14 protein-coding genes are annotated in these 20,767 nt (G+C 64.9%); 13 read left to right on the top strand and 1 reads right to left on the bottom strand.

What is annotated here, in order from left to right; all coding sequences use genetic code 11:
* The first annotated feature begins 143 nt into the window (after positions 1–143).
* On the top strand, positions 144–2,405 hold the full coding sequence (locus OOB33_RS17110; protein WP_271009553.1) for an arginine/lysine/ornithine decarboxylase: 2,262 nt from the start codon (positions 144–146) through the stop codon (positions 2,403–2,405).
* Between the two features lie 101 nt (positions 2,406–2,506).
* Here the strand turns inward: OOB33_RS17110 and fabI are convergent, their stop codons facing one another.
* A complete protein-coding gene (gene fabI / locus OOB33_RS17105) occupies positions 2,507–3,286 on the bottom strand; it encodes an enoyl-ACP reductase FabI (protein WP_171828832.1) in 780 nt (259 codons plus the stop codon).
* A gap of 443 nt (positions 3,287–3,729) precedes the next feature.
* Between fabI and rimP the strand changes: the two genes are divergently transcribed.
* From rimP to OOB33_RS17045, 12 genes are all read left to right on the top strand, one after another.
* A complete protein-coding gene (rimP, locus tag OOB33_RS17100) occupies positions 3,730–4,395 on the top strand; it encodes a ribosome maturation factor RimP (RefSeq protein WP_271009552.1) in 666 nt (221 codons plus the stop codon).
* Positions 4,392–5,870, top strand: a complete 1,479-nt coding sequence (nusA, locus tag OOB33_RS17095; protein WP_102766795.1) for a transcription termination factor NusA — start codon at positions 4,392–4,394, stop codon at positions 5,868–5,870. Before rimP ends, nusA begins: the two co-directional genes overlap by 4 nt.
* Positions 5,871–5,939: 69 nt before the next feature.
* A complete protein-coding gene (infB, locus tag OOB33_RS17090; protein ID WP_102766794.1) occupies positions 5,940–8,984 on the top strand; it encodes a translation initiation factor IF-2 in 3,045 nt (1,014 codons plus the stop codon).
* A gap of 103 nt (positions 8,985–9,087) precedes the next feature.
* Positions 9,088–9,513: a 30S ribosome-binding factor RbfA gene (gene rbfA / locus OOB33_RS17085; protein ID WP_102766793.1), complete on the top strand. Its 426-nt coding sequence runs from the start codon at positions 9,088–9,090 to the stop codon at positions 9,511–9,513.
* Between the two features lie 30 nt (positions 9,514–9,543).
* Entirely contained in the window at positions 9,544–10,491 is a 948-nt protein-coding gene (gene truB, locus OOB33_RS17080; RefSeq protein ID WP_171828834.1) for a tRNA pseudouridine(55) synthase TruB, read from the top strand.
* 26 nt (positions 10,492–10,517) lie between these two features.
* Positions 10,518–12,341 (top strand): translational GTPase TypA, encoded by a 1,824-nt coding sequence (typA, locus tag OOB33_RS17075; protein WP_271009551.1) that lies wholly within the window; start codon positions 10,518–10,520, stop codon positions 12,339–12,341.
* Positions 12,342–12,526: 185 nt separating this feature from the next.
* Positions 12,527–13,471 (top strand): DMT family transporter, encoded by a 945-nt coding sequence (locus OOB33_RS17070; protein ID WP_271009550.1) that lies wholly within the window; start codon positions 12,527–12,529, stop codon positions 13,469–13,471.
* A gap of 49 nt (positions 13,472–13,520) precedes the next feature.
* Complete coding sequence (locus tag OOB33_RS17065; RefSeq protein ID WP_271009549.1) at positions 13,521–14,642, top strand: enoyl-CoA hydratase/isomerase family protein; 1,122 nt, start codon at positions 13,521–13,523, stop codon at positions 14,640–14,642.
* Between the two features lie 134 nt (positions 14,643–14,776).
* Positions 14,777–16,453 (top strand): formate--tetrahydrofolate ligase, encoded by a 1,677-nt coding sequence (locus tag OOB33_RS17060; RefSeq protein WP_271009548.1) that lies wholly within the window; start codon positions 14,777–14,779, stop codon positions 16,451–16,453.
* A gap of 145 nt (positions 16,454–16,598) precedes the next feature.
* Positions 16,599–18,923: a M14 family zinc carboxypeptidase gene (locus tag OOB33_RS17055; protein ID WP_271009547.1), complete on the top strand. Its 2,325-nt coding sequence runs from the start codon at positions 16,599–16,601 to the stop codon at positions 18,921–18,923.
* Positions 18,924–19,062: 139 nt separating this feature from the next.
* Positions 19,063–20,076: a tRNA dihydrouridine(20/20a) synthase DusA gene (gene dusA / locus OOB33_RS17050; RefSeq protein WP_442953048.1), complete on the top strand. Its 1,014-nt coding sequence runs from the start codon at positions 19,063–19,065 to the stop codon at positions 20,074–20,076.
* Between the two features lie 7 nt (positions 20,077–20,083).
* Positions 20,084–20,644 (top strand): methylated-DNA--[protein]-cysteine S-methyltransferase, encoded by a 561-nt coding sequence (locus tag OOB33_RS17045; protein WP_271009546.1) that lies wholly within the window; start codon positions 20,084–20,086, stop codon positions 20,642–20,644.
* Positions 20,645–20,767 lie beyond the last annotated feature (123 nt).

The following is a 20,767-nucleotide window of genomic DNA, read 5'->3' as shown; positions in this document are numbered from 1 at the left end:
TGTCGGGATGCCAAAAGACACCGGGAAGCGCCCGCGGGCGTCCTGTTTGTGCGACAAAGGCCGGCGTGCGGCGCACACTGGCTTGGCTTGGCCCTACACTTCGCGCCTTTCGTTTTTCTGTCCCAGGCCCTGGAGGCTTTCACATGCTGCGCTTTCGCTTTCCCATCGTCATCATCGACGAGGACTATCGCTCCGAGAACACCTCGGGTTTGGGCATCCGCGCCCTGGCCGACGCGATCCAGAAAGAGGGCTTTGAAGTCCTGGGCGCCACGAGCTATGGCGACCTGAGTCAGTTTGCGCAGCAGCAAAGCCGCGCCAGCGCCTTCATCCTGTCCATCGACGACGAGGAGTTCACGCCCGGCCCCGAGCTGGACCCGGCCGTGCTGAGCCTGCGCAAGTTCATCGAAGAAATCCGCTTCAAGAACGCCGACATCCCCATCTACATCTACGGCGAGACGCGCACTTCGCAGCATCTGCCCAACGACATCCTGCGTGAGTTGCACGGCTTCATTCATATGTTCGAGGACACGCCGGAGTTCGTGGCCCGCCACATCATCCGCGAAGCCAAGAGCTACCTTGATGGCCTGGCGCCGCCCTTCTTCAAGGCGCTGATGGACTACGCGCAAGACGGCTCCTACAGCTGGCACTGCCCGGGTCACTCGGGTGGCGTGGCCTTCCTGAAGAGCCCCGTGGGCCAGATGTTCCACCAGTTCTTCGGCGAGAACATGCTGCGCGCCGACGTCTGCAATGCGGTCGAGGAACTCGGCCAACTGCTGGATCACACCGGCCCGGTGGCTGCGTCCGAGAAGAATGCCGCGCGCATCTTCAATGCCGACCACTGCTTCTTCGTCACCAATGGCACCAGCACCTCCAACAAGATGGTCTGGCACCACACGGTGGCGCCCGGCGATGTGGTGGTGGTGGACCGCAACTGCCACAAGAGCATCTTGCACTCCATCATCATGACCGGCGCGGTGCCGGTCTTCATGACGCCGACGCGCAACCACTACGGCATCATCGGACCCATCCCCGAGAGCGAGTTCTCGCCCGAGACCATCAAGAAGAAGATCGCCAAGAATCCGCTACTCAAGGGCGTGGACCCCGAGACGGTCAAGCCGCGCATCATGACGCTGACCCAGAGCACCTACGACGGCGTGCTCTACAACACCGAGACCATCAAGCAAAAGCTCGATGGCTGGATCGACACCCTGCATTTCGACGAAGCCTGGTTGCCGCATGCGGCTTTCCATAACTTCTATGGCTCCTACCATGCCATGGGAAAGAACCGGGTGCGCCCCAAGACCGCAATGGTCTACGCGACCCAGTCCACCCACAAGCTGCTGGCCGGTTTGAGCCAGGCTTCGCAGGTCTTGGTGCAGGACTCTCAGAACGTCAAGCTGGACAAGCATTTGTTCAACGAGGCGTATCTCATGCACACCTCGACCAGCCCGCAGTACTCCATCATCGCCAGCTGCGATGTGGCGGCGGCCATGATGGAGCCCCCGGGCGGCACGGCCCTGGTGGCCGAGAGCATCTCTGAGGCGCTGGACTTCCGTCGCGCCATGCGCAAGGTGGACGAAGAGTACGACCAGGACTGGTGGTTCAAGGTCTGGGGCCCGGATCAGCTGGCCGAAGAGGGCTACGGCAAGCCGGCCGACTGGATGCTGGGCGCCAACGAAGCCTGGCACGGTTTCGGCGAAATCGCCGCCGGCTTCAATATGCTGGACCCGATCAAGTCCACCATCATCACCCCCGGCATGGACATGAGCGGCAAGTTTGCCGAGACCGGCATTCCTGCTTCCATCGTCACCAAGTTCCTCGCTGAGCACGGTGTGGTGGTAGAGAAGACGGGCCTGTATAGCTTCTTCATCCTGTTCACCATCGGCATCACCAAGGGCCGCTGGAACACGCTGCTGACCGCGCTGCAGCAGTTCAAGGACGACTACGACAAGAACGCGCCGCTGTGGCGCATCCTGCCGGAGTTCTGCGCCGCCCAGCCGCGCTACGAGCGCATGGGCTTGCGTGACCTCTGCCAGAGCATCCATGAGGCCTATGCCAAGGGCGACATCGCGCGTCTGACCACCGAGGTCTATCTGTCTGATCTCGAGCCGGCCATGAAGCCTAGCGATGCCTTTGCGCACATCGCCCACCGCCGCACCGAGCGGGTCGAGATCGATCAGCTGGAAGGCCGCGTGACCACCTCGTTGCTGACCCCGTACCCGCCGGGCATTCCGCTCTTGATCCCGGGCGAGCGCTTCAACAAGAAGATCGTGGACTATCTGAAGTTCACCCGCGACTTCAACGCCAAGTTCCCCGGCTTTGCCACCGATGTGCACGGCCTGGTGGAAGACAAGGGCGAAGACGGTCGTTCGCGCTATTACGTGGACTGCGTGGCGGCGGGCTGATCCGGCGGCGACGCACAAAAAACGGGACCCGCGGGTCCCGTTTTTTTATCTTGCGGCTGCCAGCCGAGAGCTCGGCCGGCACGTGCTGCCGAGAGAAGGGCTCAGCCTTCGCTCAGCGCCACATGGCTGAAGCCGCCGTCCACATAGGTGATTTCGGCGCTGACGCCGGCGGCCAGGTCGGATAGCAGGAAGGCGGCCACATTGCCGACATCCTCGATCGTCACATTGCGGCGGATCGGGGTGCTGGCGGCGAATTGGCTGAGCAGCTTGCCGAAGTCCTTGATACCGGAGGCGGCCAGGGTCTTGATTGGGCCGGCCGAGATGCCGTTGACCCGCACGCCCTTGGCGCCCAGGGAGTGGGCCAGGTAGCGCACGCTGGCTTCCAGCGAGGCCTTGGCCAGGCCCATGGTGTTGTAGTTGGGCACAAAGCGTGCGGCACCCAGGTAGGACAGGGTCAGCAGCGCAGCGCCGGGGCGCAGGCGCGGGGCGGCCAGCTTGGCCATGGCCGGGAAGCTGTAGGCCGAGATGTCGTGGGCGATGCGGAAATTCTCGCGCGTCAGGCCATCGAGAAAATCGCCGGCGATCGCTTCGCGCGGGGCAAAACCGATGGAATGCACAAAGCCGTCAAACTCGGGCCAGGCCTCGCCCAATTGATTGAACAGGGCTTCAATTTGTGCGTCGTCGGATACATCGCAATCAAACACCAGTTTGGAATCAAACTCGGCGGCAAACTCGGTGATGCGGTCCTTGAAACGCTCGCCTTGGTAACTGAAGGCCAGTTCCGCACCCTCCCGGTGGCAGGCTTTTGCAATGCCATAAGCGATGGATCGGTTGGACAGCACGCCCGTGATCAGCAATCGCTTGCCTGCGAGAAATCCCATGTGTGGCTCCTAGGTTTGAAATCAGCGTGGGATTTTCGCATGCCAATGCCTCTTCGCAAGCTGCGCGCTTGTAGGCATGGTGCTTGCATAGTACAATCCCGGCTTCGCTGTTGGACACGGCGGACGGTTTGTTAGCAAAAACACCGGCTTGCGACTTGGCTTCAAGTGCAGGCACAGTGCGAGGCTGGCGAGCTGGGGGTTTGTGGTGCGGCAGCTTGCGGCGACGTCATGAGGCGTGGTTCAAGTGGGGCGGATCCGGATCTCATAAGCTGGTCGGGCAGTGCGACAGGCGGGTGCTTCGTGAGGGAGTGCAGGCCGGTTTTCAGCGCTGTAAGAACATGGGCGGATTCATCCAGCCCATTTTTTTTGCTTGATCGTTCCGTGTCCTTTTTGAAATCGCCGTACGGATCAGCCTCCGCGAGAGAAACGAAGATAGACCACGCATGAATTGGCAAGACGCTGTTGAGAAAACCGTGACCGGTTTGGGTTACGACCTGGTGGACTGCGAGCGCAGTCCGGGGGGCTTGCTGCGCGTGTACATCGACAAACTGCCCGCCGAGGCGCTGACCGGTGCCTTGATCAGCGTGGATGACTGCGAGCGTGTGACGCGCCAATTGCAGTATTTGCTGGAAGTGGAAGGCTGCGCCTACGAACGCCTGGAAGTGTCATCGCCCGGTCTCGATCGACCCCTGAAGAAGCCGCAAGACTATGCGCGCTTCCTCGGCGAGGAAATCGAAATCACGCTGCGCATGCCTTTCCAAGGCCGCAAGAAATACAAGGGTGTGCTGACCCAGCAGCCGGTCGAGGGTGGCGAGCCGCTGGCCCACCCGTTCCCCCTGGTTGCGCCTGATGGCGTGGCCGTGATCGAGCCGGCAGCAGCGTTGGCCGTGCTGGCTGCATTTGCCGACACCCAGGCCTGGCGTCTGGTGTTCAGTGAAGGTGGTGCCGAACAGGCACTGGATTTTTCTCTTGAAGAAGTGCGCGAGGCCCGCCTGGTGCCCGTGGTGAGCTTCAAGGGTCGTGGTGTGAAGCCCGCGCCGGCCAAGAAGCCGCCGCGCGCCAAGCCCGCACGCAAGGATGACAAGGTTGACGGAGGTCCTGATCAATGAACCGCGAACTGTTGATGCTGGTGGACGCGATTTCGCGCGAGAAGAGCGTGGAGCTCGATGTGGTGTTTGGTGCGGTCGAGGCCGCCCTGGCTTCGGCCACCAAGAAGCTGTGTGGCGGCGAGGCCGACATTCGCGTTTCGATTGACCGGGATTCCGGCGCGTACGAGACATTCCGCCGTTGGCACGTCGTGCCCAACGAGGCCGGCCTGCAAAACCCCGATGCGGAAATCCTGCTGTTCGAAGCCCAGGAGCAAATCCCTGACATCGAGGTGGAAGACCATATCGAAGAGCCCATCGAATCCGTGCCCATCGGCCGTATCGGTGCGCAAGCGGCCAAGCAGGTCATCCTGCAGAAGATCCGTGACGCCGAGCGTGAACAGCTGCTGAACGACTTCCTGGCTCGCGGCGAGCAGATCTTCGTTGGCACCGTCAAGCGCCTGGACAAGGGCGACATCATTGCCGAGTCGGGCCGCATCGAAGGCCGCCTGAAGCGCTCGGAAATGATCCCCAAGGAAAACCTGCGCACCGGGGACCGCGTGCGTGCCGTGATCCTGGGCGTGGACCCGACCCAGCGCGGCCCGCAGATCATGCTGTCGCGCTCGAGCCCCGAGTTCATGAAGGAATTGTTCGCCCAGGAAGTGCCTGAGATCGAACAAGGCCTGCTGGAGATCAAGAGCTGCGCGCGTGACGCCGGCTCGCGCGCCAAGCTGGCCGTGCTCTCGCACGACAAGCGTGTCGACCCCATCGGTACCTGCGTCGGCGTGCGCGGTTCGCGCGTCAACGGCGTGACCAATGAGCTGGCCGGCGAGCGCGTGGACATCGTGCTGTGGTCGGAAGATCCGGCTCAGTTTGTGATCGGTGCTCTGGCACCAGCCAATGTGCAGTCCATTGTGGTGGACGAAGAACGTCATGCCATGGACGTGGTGGTCGACGAGGAAAATCTCGCCATCGCCATCGGCCGTGGCGGCCAGAACGTGCGGCTCGCTTCCGAGCTGACCGGCTGGCGCATCAACATCATGTCGGCCGAGGAATCGGCTGTGAAGCATGAGCAGGAATCGGAATCGGTCCGCAAGCTCTTCATCGAGAAGCTCGATGTCGATGCCGAAGTGGCCGATATTTTGATCGCCGAGGGTTTTACCAGCCTGGAAGAAGTGGCCTACGTGCCTATGCAGGAAATGCTGGAAGTTGAGGCCTTCGACGAGGACACGGTCAATGAATTGCGCACCCGGGCCAAGGATGCCTTGTTGACCATGGAAATCGCCCGCGAAGAAAAGGTCGAGGAAGTTTCCCAAGACCTGCGCGACCTGGAAGGCATGACGCCCGATCTGGTCGCCAAGCTCGCGGATGGCGACATCCACACTCGCGACGACCTGGCCGACCTGGCCGTCGACGAGCTCGTTGAATTGGCCGGTATGGATGAGGGTGCGGCCCGCGCTCTGATCATGAAGGCCCGCGAACATTGGTTCAACGCCTGAGGCGATTCAGCCTCTCGGCATTGCCCAATCATTCGCCCAGCACCGAACGCATAAGTTAAGGATCCAACAATGGCTGTGACTACCGTCGCCCAGTTCGCCGCAGAGCTTAATAGGCCTGCGAGCACGCTGCTTGAGCAGCTGCAAGCTGCGGGCGTCAAGACGTCTTCTCCCGATGACGCGCTCAATGAAGCCGACAAGGAACGTCTGCTCGATTACCTGCGCACCGCGCACGGTACCGGCGGCGCCGATCGCAAGAAGATCACGCTGACCCGCAAGTCGACCAGCGAAATCAAGCAGGCCGATGCCAGCGGCAAAGCCCGCACCATCCAGGTCGAAGTGCGCAAGAAGCGCACCTTCGTCAAGCGCGACGACGCCACCGGTGTCGATGACGCCGCCACGGCTGCCGCCGAGGAAGCGGAACTGCACCGCCGCGAGGAAGAAGCCCAAGCTCAAGCTGCCGCCCTGCGCCAGCAAGAGCAGGAGCTGGCTGCCCGCGTGAAGGAACGCGAAGAAGCCGAAGCCCGCGCCCGCGAAGCCGAAGAGCAACGCCGCAAGGAAAAGGCCGAACAAGCTGCAGCAGAAGCCCGTGCCGCTGAAGAAGCCGCCGCCCGCGCTGCTGAAGAAGCCGCGGCCGCCAAGCTGGCTGCCAAGGCCAAGGCCCCGCGCCAGACGGCCGAAGCCGCTGCCAAGGAAGCTGCCGCCATCAACCGCGCCGCTGCCGCTGCTCGTGCGCCGGCACCCGCTCCGGTGGCTGCACCCGCACCGGCTCCGGTCGCTGCAGCGCCGGTGGAGGCCCCTGCGGCTGCCCCGGTCGCCGCCGCTGCACCAGCCGCTCCCGCTGAAGCGCCCAAGCCCGCCCTGCGCGTGGTCAAGGCCGTGGACGTCGGCGCCGAAGAGAAGCAAAAACAGGTCGATCTGGAGCGCCGCCGCAAGGCCGCCGAGGCCGAGGCGGCTGCCATCCGCGCGATGATGAATGCACCGAAGAAGGTGATGGTCGCGAAGAAGGAAGAGCCCAAGCCGGTCGAAGCCAGCAAGGAAGGCATCAAGGGCACCATCCACAAGAAGCCGGGCACCCCGGGCGCGCCTGCCGCGCCGGGCGCCGCCACGGCCGGTGCTGCCAAGCCGGGCGACAAGAAGTCGGTCAAGTCGGAAAAGCTGTCGTCCAGCTGGGCCGACGATGCCAAGAAGCGTGGCGCCAAGCCCAGCGGCCCGGCCGCTCCGGGCGGTGCGCGTCCGTCCTCGGCCTGGCGTGCGCCGGGTCGCAGCGGCCCGGCTGGCCGTCGCGGCAATGACCGCGGCGCCGATCGCCGTGGCAGCAGCACCTCGACCTTCGTCGCCCCGGCGGAGCAGGTGGTGCAAGAGGTGCATGTGCCGGAAACCATCTCGGTGGCCGATCTGGCGCACAAGATGTCCATCAAGGCCTCTGAGGTCATCAAACAGTTGATGAAGCTGGGCCAGATGGTCACCATCAACCAGCAGCTGGATCAGGAAACCGCCATGATCTTGGTGGAAGAAATGGGCCACAAGGCCTTTGCCGCCAAGCTGGACGATCCCGATGCCTTCCTGGAAGAAGAGGGCGCTGGCGCCGAGCAGCAGCACGAAGCGCTGCCCCGCGCACCGGTGGTCACCGTCATGGGTCACGTCGACCACGGCAAGACCTCGCTGCTGGACTACATCCGCCGTGCCCGTGTGGCCGCGGGTGAAGCCGGCGGCATCACGCAGCACATCGGTGCCTACCACGTGGAAACCCCGCGCGGCGTGATCACCTTCCTGGACACCCCGGGTCACGCGGCCTTCACGGCCATGCGTGCCCGTGGCGCCACCGCCACCGACATCGTCATCCTGGTGGTGGCGGCGGACGACGGCGTGATGCCCCAGACCAAGGAAGCGATCCACCATGCCAAGGCTGCGGGCGTGCCCATGGTCGTGGCCATGAACAAGATCGACAAGCAAGGCGCCAACATCGAACGCCTGAAGGGCGAGCTGGTGGCCGAAGGCGTCGTGCCGGAAGACTTCGGCGGCGACACCCCCTTTGTGCCGGTCTCGGCCAAGACGGGCGAGGGCATGGACAGCCTGCTGGAGCAAGTGCTGCTGCAAGCCGAAGTGCTGGAACTCAAGGCCCCGGTGGCCTCCATGGCCAAGGGTCTGGTGATCGAAGCCAAGCTGGACAAGGGCCGCGGCCCTGTGGCCACGGTGCTGGTGCAGAGCGGTACGCTCAAGCGTGGCGATGTGGTGCTGGCCGGTTCGACCTATGGCCGCGTGCGCGCTATGCTGGACGAAGACGGCAAGGCAGCGACCGAAGCCGGTCCTTCCATCCCGGTGGAAATTCAGGGCCTGACCGAAGTGCCGCAGGCCGGTGATGAGTTCATGGTGCTGTCGGATGAACGCCGTGCCCGTGAAATCGCCACCTTCCGTTCGGGCAAGTACCGTGACGTCAAGCTGTCGCGTCAGCAAGCCGCCAAGCTGGAAAACATGTTCGAGAACATGGGTGCCGGCGATGTGCAGACCCTGGGCATCATCATCAAGAGCGATGTGCAAGGTTCGCAGGAAGCCCTGGCTTCTTCGCTGCTCAAGCTGTCGACCGCCGAAGTCAAGGTGCAGATCGTGCACGCCGCCGTCGGTGGCATCAGCGAGTCGGACGTCAACCTGGCGATCGCCTCCAAGGCCGTCATCATTGGCTTCAACGTGCGGGCTGATGCCGGTGCGCGCAAGCTGGCCGAAGGCAATGCCGTCGATCTGCGCTACTACAACATCATTTACGACGCCGTGGATGAGGTGAAGGCAGCGATGACCGGCATGCTGGCTCCTGAGCAGCGCGAGGAAGTCATCGGCATGGCCGAGATCCGCACCGTGTTCGTGGCGACCAAGATCGGCACCATTGCCGGCTGTATGGTCACCTCGGGCGTGGTCAACCGTTCGGCACGCTTCCGCCTGCTGCGCGACAACGTGGTGATCTACACCGGCGAGATCGACACGCTCAAGCGCATGAAGGACGATGTGCGCGAAGTCCGCGAAGGCTTCGAGTGCGGTATCAAGCTGAAGAACTACAGCGACATCGCCGAGGGCGATCAGCTGGAATTCTTCGAGGTCAAGGAAGTGGCGCGAACGCTGTAAAGCGGAGTTGCCCCAACCGGCGCAAACCCCGCCCTCCCGAGAGTGGCGGGGTTTGTGTTTGTGAGGGGCGCCGCCTGCAGTCTCAGCACAGGAGCAGTCCGAGATGCGACACAAACGAGTCATCCCCAACCGCAGCTTCCGCGTGGCCGACCAGATCCAGCGCGATCTGGCCGAGCTGATCCGCGAGCTCAAGGATCCCCGTATCGGCATGGCCACGGTCAATGCCGTCGAGGTGACGCCCGACTACGCGCATGCGAAGGTGTTCTTCTCGGTGCTGGTCGGCGATCCGACCGAAACCGCGGAAGCCTTGAACGAAGCCGCCGGTTTTCTGCGCAACGGCCTGTTCAAGCGCCTGCAGATCCACACCGTGCCCAGCTTGCACTTCCACTACGACCGCAGCATCGAGCGCGCGGCCGAGTTGAGCGCGCTGATCCACAAGGCCAATGCCACGCGCGCCCTCGATGACGAGGCGCCCGCTGAGGGCGACGCTGCCGCGGAAGCGAGCAAGCCCACCGACCGCGCCGAGTGAACTTCGAGAAGCCCTGATTCTTTGTCCACCATGAACACCCGTCCCCAGCGCGTCAAGACACCGCGCCGTGCCCTGCACGGCGTGCTGCTGCTTGACAAGCCGCTGGGTCTGTCCAGCAACGACGCGCTGCAAAAGGCCAAATGGCTGCTGCGGGCGGAAAAGGCCGGCCATACCGGCACGCTGGACCCGCTGGCCACCGGCCTGCTGCCGCTGTGCTTCGGTGCCGGCACCAAGTTCAGCCAGGTCAGCCTGGATGCCGACAAGGCCTACACCGCCACCCTCAAGCTCGGTGAGATCACCACCACCGGCGACGGTGAAGGCGAGGTGCTGGAGCGCCACCCGGTGAAGCTGAGCCGCGAACAGATCGAGGCCGCTTGCGCCCAACTGCGCGGCGAGATCACCCAGGTGCCGCCGATGTACTCGGCCCTCAAGCATGAAGGCCGGCCCCTGTACGAGTACGCCCGCGCCGGCATCACCATCGAGCGCCCATCGCGTCAGGTCACCATTCACGCGCTCGACATCCTGCATTGGCAGGATGATGAACTGGTGATTGCCGTGCGCTGCAGCAAGGGCACCTATGTGCGCACCCTGGCGGAAGACCTGGGTCGCTTGCTGGGTTGTGGCGCGCGATTGAGTGCGCTGCGTCGCACCGCTTCAGGGCCGGTGTCGGTGGAACAGGCCATCAGCCTGGACGCCCTGGCAGCGCTGACCGAAAGCGAGCGCGAGGCCTTGCTGCGCCCACCCGACTCTTTGTTGGCGGACTGGCCCGAGCTGCGTTTGAGCAGCGACGAAGCCGCCCGCTTTCTCACCGGTCTGCGGCGCCGCGTTGCCGCTGCCGATGCCCCGCATGTGCGGGTCTACGGCCCCGAGCCGCAAGCCTTTCTAGGCAGCGCCCATGTCCAGGCCGGCGAGCTGATCGCCGACCGGCTGCTGAGTCCCGCCGAGGTGCAAAGCCTCATGGGTACACCAGCCGCCTGAAGTCCAGAATTTTTTGAAAGTGTCGTATGAGCAAGCAGATTCGTAACATCGCCATCATCGCCCACGTTGACCATGGCAAAACCACCATGGTCGACCAATTGCTGCGCCAAAGCGGCACCTTCGCCGACCACGAAAAAGTCGTCGACACGGTGATGGACAACAACGCCATCGAACGTGAGCGCGGCATCACGATCCTGGCCAAGAACTGCGCCGTGTCCTGGGAAGGCACCCACATCAACATCGTCGACACCCCCGGACACGCGGACTTCGGCGGTGAAGTCGAGCGCGCACTGAGCATGGTGGACGGTGTGGTGCTGCTGATCGACGCCCAAGAAGGCCCGATGCCCCAGACCCGCTTCGTGACCAAGAAGGCCCTGGCCCTGGGTCTGAAGCCCATCGTCGTGGTCAACAAGGTGGACAAGCCCGGAGCCAAGCCGGATGCCGTGATCAACGCTGCCTTCGACCTGTTCGACAAGCTGGGCGCCACCGATGAGCAGTTGGACTTCCCGGTCGTGTACGCCTCGGGCATCAACGGCTGGACCTCGCTGGAAGAGGGCAAGCCCGGTGAGCAGTGGGGTCCGGACATGTCCGCCCTGTTCAACACCGTGCTCAAGCATGTGCCCGCGCAATCGGGTGACCCGGCCGCCCCGCTGCAGCTGCAGATCTCGGCCCTGGACTTCTCGACCTTTGTCGGCCGCATCGGCGTGGGCCGCATCAGCCAAGGCACCATCAAGCCCGGCATGCAAGTGGCCGTGATGGAAGGCCCGGACGGCAAGTCCGTCAACGGCCGCATCAACCAGGTGCTGACCTTCCAAGGTCTGGACCGCGTGCAAGTGACCGAAGCCGGCCCCGGCAACATCGTGCTGATCAACGGCATCGAGGACATCGGCATCGGCGTGACCGTGACCGACCCGGCCAACCCCAGCCCGCTGCCCATGCTGAAGGTGGACGAGCCGACGCTGACCATGAATTTCTGCGTCAACACCTCGCCCCTGGCCGGCCGTGAAGGCAAGTTCGTGACCAGCCGCCAGATCTGGGACCGCCTGCAGAAGGAACTGCAGCACAACGTGGCTCTGCGCGTGAAGGAAACCGACGAAGACGGCATCTTCGAAGTCTGTGGCCGCGGCGAACTGCACCTGACCATCCTGCTGGAAAACATGCGCCGTGAAGGCTATGAGCTGGCCGTGTCCAAGCCGCGCGTGATGTTCCAGGACATCGACGGCGTGAAGTGCGAGCCGATGGAGCTGGTGACGGCCGACGTGGAAGAAGCCCACCAAGGCGGCGTGATGCAGGCCCTGGGTCTGCGCAAGGGTGAAATGCTGAACATGGAGCCGGACGGCCATGGCCGCGTGCGCCTGGAATACCGTATCCCGGCCCGTGGCCTGATCGGTTTCTCCAACGAGTTCATGAACTTGACCCGTGGTTCGGGCCTGATCTCTTCGATCTTCGACGGCTACGAAGCTCACAAGGGCGAAATCGGTGGCCGCAAGAACGGCGTGCTGATCTCCATGGACGAAGGCGAAATCTTCACCTACGCCCTGGGTAAGCTGGATGATCGCGGCCGCATGTTCGTTAAGCCCAACGATCCGGTCTACGAAGGCATGATCGTCGGCATCCACAGCCGTGACAACGACCTGGTTGTCAACGCCACCCGAACCAAGCAGCTGACCAACTTCCGCGTCAGCGGCAAGGAAGACGCGATCAAGATCACCCCGCCGATCGACCTGACCCTGGAATACGGCGTGGACTTCATCGACGACGACGAGCTGGTCGAAATCACGCCCAAGAGCGTGCGCCTGCGCAAGCGCTTCCTGACCGAGAACGAGCGCAAGCGAGCTTCGCGCTCCTAAGCGCGAGAAGCTCGCTCCAGCGAGTTCACTGTGCTCCTCCCAGCCAGGGCCAGAGAACCTGGCCTTTGCCAGGCTGAAACAGTCCTCAGGACTGTTTCAGTCCGGGCGCAGCCCTCCTCCGAGAGGAGGGCTCCAGTCAGTCTGTTGCCCGCGCCCCTCTCAGGGGCGCTCTCAATTCATCTGCCGTGACACATCGCAAGGCTGTGGTTCTGATGGTGCTGGTCACCCTGCTGTGGAGCACGGGGGGGGTGGTCACGCGCCATCTGGAGGCGGCGCGTGGCTTCGAGCTGACCTTCTGGCGCAGTGCCTTCAATGCCCTGGCTTTGCTGATCGGCTTGGCTTGGCTGCGTGGGCCCGCGCTGTTGGCTCAGCTGCGCCAGGCGCCGCGCATGGTCTGGGCCTCGGGCCTGTGCTGGGCGGTGATGTTCACTGCCTTCATGCTGGCGCTCAGCCTGACCACGGTGGCTAATGTGCTGGTGACCATGGCGCTCAGCCCTTTGCTGACCGCCTTGCTGGCGCGGGTGTTTCTGCACCACCGGCTGCCGGCGCGGACCTGGCTGGCCATTCTCGTGGCCAGCCTCGGCATCGCCTGGATGTTCGGCCACGAAATGGGGCAGGGCGGCGATGGGCCTCAGGCCACAGCACCTCTGGCTTGGCTGGGCATCGTGGTGGCCTTGGGCGTGCCCATGGCCTCGGCCATCAACTGGTCCCTGATGCAGCATGCCGGGCGCCAGGTGGCGGGCGATGCGCCTGCCACGTCGACGGCCTCGGACATGCCCTTGGCGGTGCTGATCGGTGCGCTGATCTCGGCTTTGTGTATGCTGCCGCTCGCTTGGCCGCTGCAGGCATCGTGGCATGACGTCGGATTGCTCGCCAGCTTGGGCGCGTTTCAGCTGGCCCTGCCTTGCTTGCTGGTGGTGCACCTGACGCGGGTGCTGTCCGGCCCCGAGGTGGCCTTGCTGGCCCAGCTGGAGGTGATCTTTGGCGTGCTCTGGGCCTGGCTGTGGGCGGGCGAGCAGCCTTCGTCGGCTGCCTTGCTCGGTGGCGGGCTGGTGCTTGCGGCCCTGGTGGGCAACGAGCTGCTGGCCTGGCGCGAGCAGGCCGGCCATGCCGCAGCAAGCCGCCGTTAGCGCGAACGATAATCGCGCACTTGAACATCAACGTTTCCAGGAGACAGGCATGAAGCCGCCCTTGCTACCCGAACTGCAATCCGCCGGCCAGGTTCTGGCCGAGGTCAATGGCTGCCTGGGCCTGATCACCCTGAATCGGGCGCAAGCACTCAATGCCCTGTCCCTGGCCATGATCCGCGATCTGACCTTGCTGCTGCAGACCTGGGCGACATCGCCCGAGATCGAGGCGGTGGTGATCCTGGGCGCGGCGCGCGAGGGCAAGCCGGCTGCTTTTTGCGCCGGCGGTGACATCCGCTTCTTCCACCAGGCGGCCCATGCCGGCGACGCGGCACTGGCTGCGTTCTTCACCGAGGAATACGCGCTCAACCACCTGATCCACCACTACAAAAAGCCCTACATCGCCTTGATGGATGGCGTGGTCATGGGCGGCGGCATGGGCTTGAGCCAGGGCGCCAAGCTGCGCGTGCTGAACGAGCATTCGCGCCTGGCCATGCCCGAGACCAATATCGGCCTGTTCCCGGATGTGGGCGGCGGCTACTTTCTCAGCCAATGCCCCGGCCATGTCGGCGAATGGCTGGCCCTGACCGGCCATGGCATCGCTGCGGGCGATGCCATCGAGCTGGGCCTGGGCGATGTGTTTGTTCAGAGCAGCGCCTTCCCGGCCTTGATCGAGGCCTTCCGCCACGGCCAGCAAAGCAGCGCCGAGCATGTGGTGGCGACCGTCATGGACAAGGTGGATCTGGCACCGGCGGCCGATCATCTGAAGCAGCGCGCCCGCATCGACCGCCATTTCGCCTTACCCGATGTGCCGTCCATCCTGGCCTCGCTGGAGGCGGAGCGCGATGACGAATGGGCCGCACACACGGCCGCCATCTTGCGTAAACGCTCGCCGCTGATGCTGGCCGTCACGCTGGAACAGCTGCGCCGCGCGCGTGGCATGGGTCTGGGTGCGGAGCTGCGCATGGAGCGCGAGATGGTGCACCATTGCTTCCACCTGAGGCCGGCGGCCGAGAGCGAAACCGTGGAAGGCATCCGTGCCCTGGCCGTGGACAAGGACCACGCGCCGCGCTGGCGCCATGCGCGCAGCGAAGAAGTCACGACCGCTGAGGTCCAGGCGTTTTTTGCCCCGGTCTGGGCGGCGGATCAGCACCCCTTGGCCGGTCTGAACTGAGGGCGAGGCACAGACGATCCCTGCTTGGGGCAAGGCCATAATCTGCGCGGCAAGGTCCCACCGGACCTTGCCGTTTTTCATTGGCCCCTGCGCTGGCGCGTCACCCGAGCCAGCCACAACCGAAGAGCCCGCAGATGCCCACCGACATCGAGATCGCCCAAGCCGCCACCCTGCAGAAAATCCTGCCCCTGGCCCAGCGCACGCTGGACCTGCCAGAAGAGGCGCTCAGCCCTTACGGCCACTACAAGGCCAAGCTGGGCCTGGAGCATCTGCCCGCCCTGGCCAGCCGCAAGAATGGCCATCTGATCCTGGTGACCGCGATCTCGCCCACACCGCCAGGCGAGGGCAAGACCACCACCACGGTGGGCCTGGGCGATGGCCTCAATCACATCGGCAAGAAGGCCATGATCTGCCTGCGCGAGCCCTCGCTGGGCCCCTGCTTCGGCATGAAGGGCGGCGCGGCCGGAGGTGGCCGCGCACAGATCGTGCCCATGGAGGACATCAACCTCCACTTCACCGGCGACTTCCACGCGATCGCCCTGGCCAACAACCTGCTGGCCGCCTTGATCGACAACCACATCCACCATGGCAATGCGCTCGGCATCGATGTGCGCCGCATCAGCTGGCGCCGTGTGGTGGACATGAACGACCGCGCCCTGCGCGACATCACCGTGGCCTTGGGCGGCCCGGGCAATGGCTATCCGCGTCAGGATGGCTTTGACATCGTGGTGGCTTCCGAGGTCATGGCCATCTTGTGCCTGGCCACCTCGCTGGAGGATCTGAAGCGCCGCCTGGGCAATATCGTCATCGGCAGCACGGCCGACAAGCGCCCGGTCACCGCGCGCGAACTCAAGGCCGATGGCGCCATGGCCGCCTTGCTCAAGGACGCGTTGGCGCCGAATTTGGTGCAGACCCTGGAGGGCAATCTAGCATTTGTGCATGGCGGCCCCTTTGCCAATATCGCCCATGGCTGCAACTCGGTGATCGCGACGCAAACGGCGCTGAAGCTGGCGGACTATGTGGTCACCGAGGCCGGATTTGGCGCCGACCTCGGCGCCGAGAAGTTCATGGACATCAAGTGCCGCAAGGCCGGCCTGCAGCCCAGCTGCGCCGTCATCGTGGCCACCGTGCGGGCGCTCAAGTACCACGGCGGCGCCGATGCGAAGAAGCCGGGCAGTGACACCCTGCAGGCGCTGGAAGTTGGTTTGGCCAACCTCGGCCGCCACATCGAAAACGTGCAGCAGCATTACGGCCTGCCGGCCATCGTCTCCATCAACCACTTTGACGCCGACACGGCCGAGGAGATCGCCCTGATCGAGGCCTATTGCCAGGCCCGAAGTGTGCGCTGCGTGCTGGCCACCCACTGGGCCGAGGGCGGCGCCGGTGCGGCCGAGCTGGCCCGTGCCGTGGTGGCCCAGTGCGAGCAGGCTGGGGCGCGCGCCGCCAGCATCTACGAGGATGCGCTGCCGCTGGCCGACAAGATCCGCGCCATCGCCAGCAAGGTCTACCGGGCCGGCGAGGTGGTGTTCGAGCCCAAGGCCGCCGCCCAGCTGCAGGACTGGCAGAACGCCGGTTGGGGCCAGCTGCCGGTCTGCATCGCCAAGACCCAGTATTCCTTCAGCAGCGACGCCAGCTTGCGCGGTGCGCCGGAGGGTCATGTGCTGCGCGTGCGCGAAGTGCGCCTGGCGGCAGGCGCCGAGTTCGTGGTAGCCATCTGCGGCGACATCATGACCATGCCAGGTCTGCCCAAAGTGCCCTCGGCCGAGCGCATCGATGTCGATGCTCAGGGGCGCATCAGCGGCTTGTTCTGAGCCTCGCAAGCCGCCAACGCTTGAACCTGTAAGGCCTTACAGCCTCGGCCCGATTTGAGGGTTTCTCCTTGCGCGTTGGCCCAGCCGGCTGCGCACACTGCCCATCCATGGCCCATGGATGGGCAGTTCGCGAAGGAGAAGCTCGATGCCTGCAATTCGCCCCTCGGTCTGGCTGCTGACCTCGCTGTTCAGCGGCCTTCTGCTCTCGCCGTCGTTCATGGTGCAGGCGCATGATGCACCCGCCAGTCCGGCGTCGGCCAAAGCGTCTGCAGCCGAGAACCTTCGCACGGTCTATCGGGCCTACTTCAAGGATCTGCGCCTGGCCCAGGGCATTGCCCACAGCCGCTTCGACACCCTGGAATCCAAGTACGAGCTGGGCTACTTGGTCGTGCTGGCCGATGCGAACGAGGCGCGTGAACTGCGCGCCCTGGGTTTCCGCCTTCAGGTCGATGAACAATGGCTGCCCGAACAGCAGGCCCAGGCCGCGCGTGAAAGCGCCGAGCTGGCCGAGCGGCGCCGCAGCCTTGGCAAGGAGCTGGTGCCCAGTTTCGCCGGCATTCCCAGCTACAGCTGCTATCCCACGGTGGAAGAGGTGTTTGCCGAGGGTGACGCCTTGATCGCGGCCAAGCCTCAGCTGGCACGCTGGGTGGACATCGGCGACAGCTGGCAAAAGACCCGCGCCAGCGGCGGCTACGATCTGCGCGTGCTCAAGCTCGGCAACAGCGCCGGCCCGACCAACAAGCCGCGCCTCTTCGTCAATGCCGGCATCCATGCCCGCGAGTACACGACCACCCCCTTGGTGCTGGAGTTCGCCAAGCGTCTGGTCAATGGCTACGGCGTCGATGCCGACGCGACCTGGATCCTCGATCACCACGAGATCCACCTCTTGCTGGCCACCAACCCCGATGGCCGCAAGAAGGCGGAAAGCGGCCTGCTCTGGCGCAAGAACACCAACACCGCCTACTGCGGCGCCACCAGCAACAGCCGCGGTGCTGACCTGAACCGCAACTTCACATTCCAGTGGAACAGCACCAATGGCGCAGGCTCCAGCGGCAGCGCCTGCAACGAAACCTACCGCGGTCCCAGCGCGGCCTCCGAGCCTGAGACCCAGGCCGTGGAGGCCTACATCCGCAGCCTCTGGCCCGATCGCCGTGGCCCCAACCGCGCCGATGCCGCACCGCTGGACACCTCGGGCATCCATCTGGACATCCACAGCCACGGTCGCCTCTTGCTCTGGCCCTGGGGCACCAATGGGGTGGTGGCCGGCAACGACAAGCAACTGGCCACCTTGGGGCGCAAGTTCGCCTACTGGAACAACCACACGCCGCAGCGCTCGCTGAGCCTGTACGAGACCGATGGCACCAGCGATGGCCCGAGCTACGGTGAGCTCGGTGTGGCGGCCTTCACCTTCGAGCTGGGCACGGCCTTCTTCGAGCAATGCAGCTACTACAACAGCACCGTGCTGCCCGGCAATCTGCCGGCCCTGATCTATGCCGCCAAGGTGGTGCGCACGCCCTATCAAACCCCGGCCGGGCCTGATGTGCTGAGCCTCGCTCTGGCCGGCAACGCCAGCAGCAGCGGCGTGCCGACGGGCACCCAGGTGGCCCTCAGCGCCACCGTGGACGACAGCCGCTACAACAACAGCAATGGTGCCGAGCCGACCCAGGCCGTGTCCGCTGCCGAGGCTTACATCGACACCCCGCCTTGGGTGGCCGGTGCCACGCCGCGTGCGCTTCAGGCCAGCGACGGCAGCTTCAACAGCAGCAGCGAAGCCGTGCGCGCCAGCCTCGACACCACCGGCCTGGCGCCCGGCAAGCACCTGGTCTATGTGCGCGGCCGCGACGCGGCGGGCAACTGGGGCGCTCTCAGCGCGGTGTTCCTGAACATCAGCGATGGCAGCGGCGGCACGGCGCCGGTGGCTGCCTTTGACACCAGCATCAACGGCCTCAACGTCAGCTTCACCGACCGCAGCAGCGACGCCGATGGCAGCATCGCCTCGCGCAGCTGGAACTTCGGCGACGGTGCCACCAGCAGCGCCGCCAACCCCAGCCATGCCTACGCGACGGCCGGCAGCTACACGGTCAGCCTGACGGTGACCGACAACGAGGGCAAGAGCAACAGCTTGAGCAAGCCCCTGGTGCTCAGCGCCGACAACGTGCCAGTGCTCAGCAACGGCCAGACGGTCAGCGGCCTCAGCGGCGCCAGAGGCAGTTGGCGTTACTACAAGCTTGCCATCCCCAGCGGTGCGCGCAATCTGGTCGTCAAGGGCAGTGGCGGCAGCGGCGATATGGATCTCTACACCCAGAACGGCAGCCAACCCAGCCTGAGCAGCTACAGCTGCCGCAAGAATGGCTCGACCAACACCGAGACCTGCAGCATCGCCAGCCCGGTGGCTGGTTGGGTTTACATCGGCCTGTACGCCTACGCCGCCTACTCGGGCTTGAGCCTGAACGTGAGTTTCACACCCTGAAGGCGAGGGTGCTCGGCGCCGGGGAGGCGGGCTTTGGGATAATCGGTCGGTGAATACCGCGCCCACTTTTGCTCCCGCCGCTTTCCCGGCCTCGACCGACTCATCCGCGATCAGCCCCTGGCGGCTCTCGGTCGCCCCCATGCTCGATTGGACGGACCGGCATTGCCGGACCTTCCATCGCCTGCTGACCCGCCAGACCCGGCTCTACACCGAGATGGTGACGACCGGCGCCCTGCTTCACGGCGATCAAGCGCGGCATCTCGACTTCAACCCCGAAGAGCATCCGGTTGCTTTGCAGCTCGGTGGCTCGGAGCCGGCCGATCTGGCCGCCTGCGCCAAGCTGGCCGAGCAATGGGGTTATGACGAAGTCAACCTCAACTGCGGCTGCCCCAGCGAGCGGGTGCAGCGCGGCGCTTTTGGCGCCTGCCTGATGGCCGAGCCGGCCCTGGTGGCCGATGGCGTCAAGGCCATGCGCGATGCGGTGAGCATCCCGGTGACGGTCAAGCACCGCATTGGCATCGACAGAATTGAGAGTTACGACTTTGTGCGTGATTTCGTCGGCCAGATCGCCGAGGCCGGCTGCGAGGTCTTCATCGTCCATGCCCGCAACGCCTGGCTGCAAGGCCTGTCGCCGAAAGAGAACCGCGAGATCCCGCCGCTGCGCTACGAACTGGTGCACCAGCTCAAGCGCGACTTCCCTGCGCTGACCCTCGTGCTCAACGGTGGCATCAAGACCGATGAGGAGATTGCCGAGCAGCTCCAGCATGTGGACGGCGTGATGGTGGGCCGCCAGGCCTACCACGAACCCTGGCAGATGGTGGACTGGGACCGCCGCTTCTTCGGCACGCCCAACCCGGCCTTGTCGCGCGAGCAGGTCGAGGCCGACTGGCTGCTCTATCTGGAGCGCCATGTCGCGTCGGCCCCCTATGCCAGCTGGCCCCAGGCCATGCGCCACGCCCTGGGCTTGTGGAACGGCCAGGCCGGTTCGCGCCGCTGGCGCCAGATTTGGTCCGACCATCAGTACAAATCCCTGGCGCCCCGCGCCGTGGCTGAGATCGCCACGCAGGCGCGCATCGGCGTGGCGGCTCATGTCGCTGAGAAGGCGGCCGAGAAGCTGGCGGCCGAGGCCGGTGTCAGCGCCACCGCGGCCTGAAGCCTCGATGATCTGGCTGCATGGCTTCGACACCGCCCTGGGCCGTTGCGGCATTGCCTGGAATGAGCACGGGGTTTGTGGCAGCCAGCTGCCCGAAGCCACGCCCAGCCTGAGTCGCGACCGTCTGCGCCAGCGTTTTCCTGCCGGGCGTGAGACCGATCAATTGCCGCCCCCGATCGCCGCGGCCGTGCGGGCCGTACAGCGCCTGCTGTCGGGGCAGCTGAACGACGATCAGGAGTTGTTGGCCATCGTGCTGGACGACAGCGCGCTGCCCGAGTTCCAGCGCCAGGTGCTCGCGCAGACGCGCCTGATCCCGCTGGGCCAGACCTTGAGCTACGGCGAGCTGGCTGCGCAGCTGGGCCAGCCCGGTGCCGCGCGCGCCGTGGGGCAGGCCGAGGGCCACAACCCTTTTGCGCCCATCGTGCCCTGCCACCGCGTCCTGGCCAGTGGCAGTGCGGCCGGCGGTTTTTCGGCCCATGGGGGCTTGCATACCAAGCTGGCGCTTCTGCGCCTGGAGGCTAGAGCCACCGCCGATCGTCCCGGTCGGCAGGCCGAGCTGCCGTTCTAGGGGGAAGCCTCGCGCTCAAGGAGCCCGTTCCGAGCGTGCCTTCATGCGACTGTCTTGCACGCAGAGGTCGTCCGGATCATGGACCGCCGTTTCGTCGGGTGCGCGCTGGACCCAGCCGTTACG

The organism is Paucibacter sp. B51 (genome assembly GCF_027863535.1).
Taxonomy (GTDB): domain Bacteria; phylum Pseudomonadota; class Gammaproteobacteria; order Burkholderiales; family Burkholderiaceae_C; genus Paucibacter_A; species Paucibacter_A aquatilis.
This window is presented reverse-complemented; position numbering and strand designations above follow the sequence as displayed.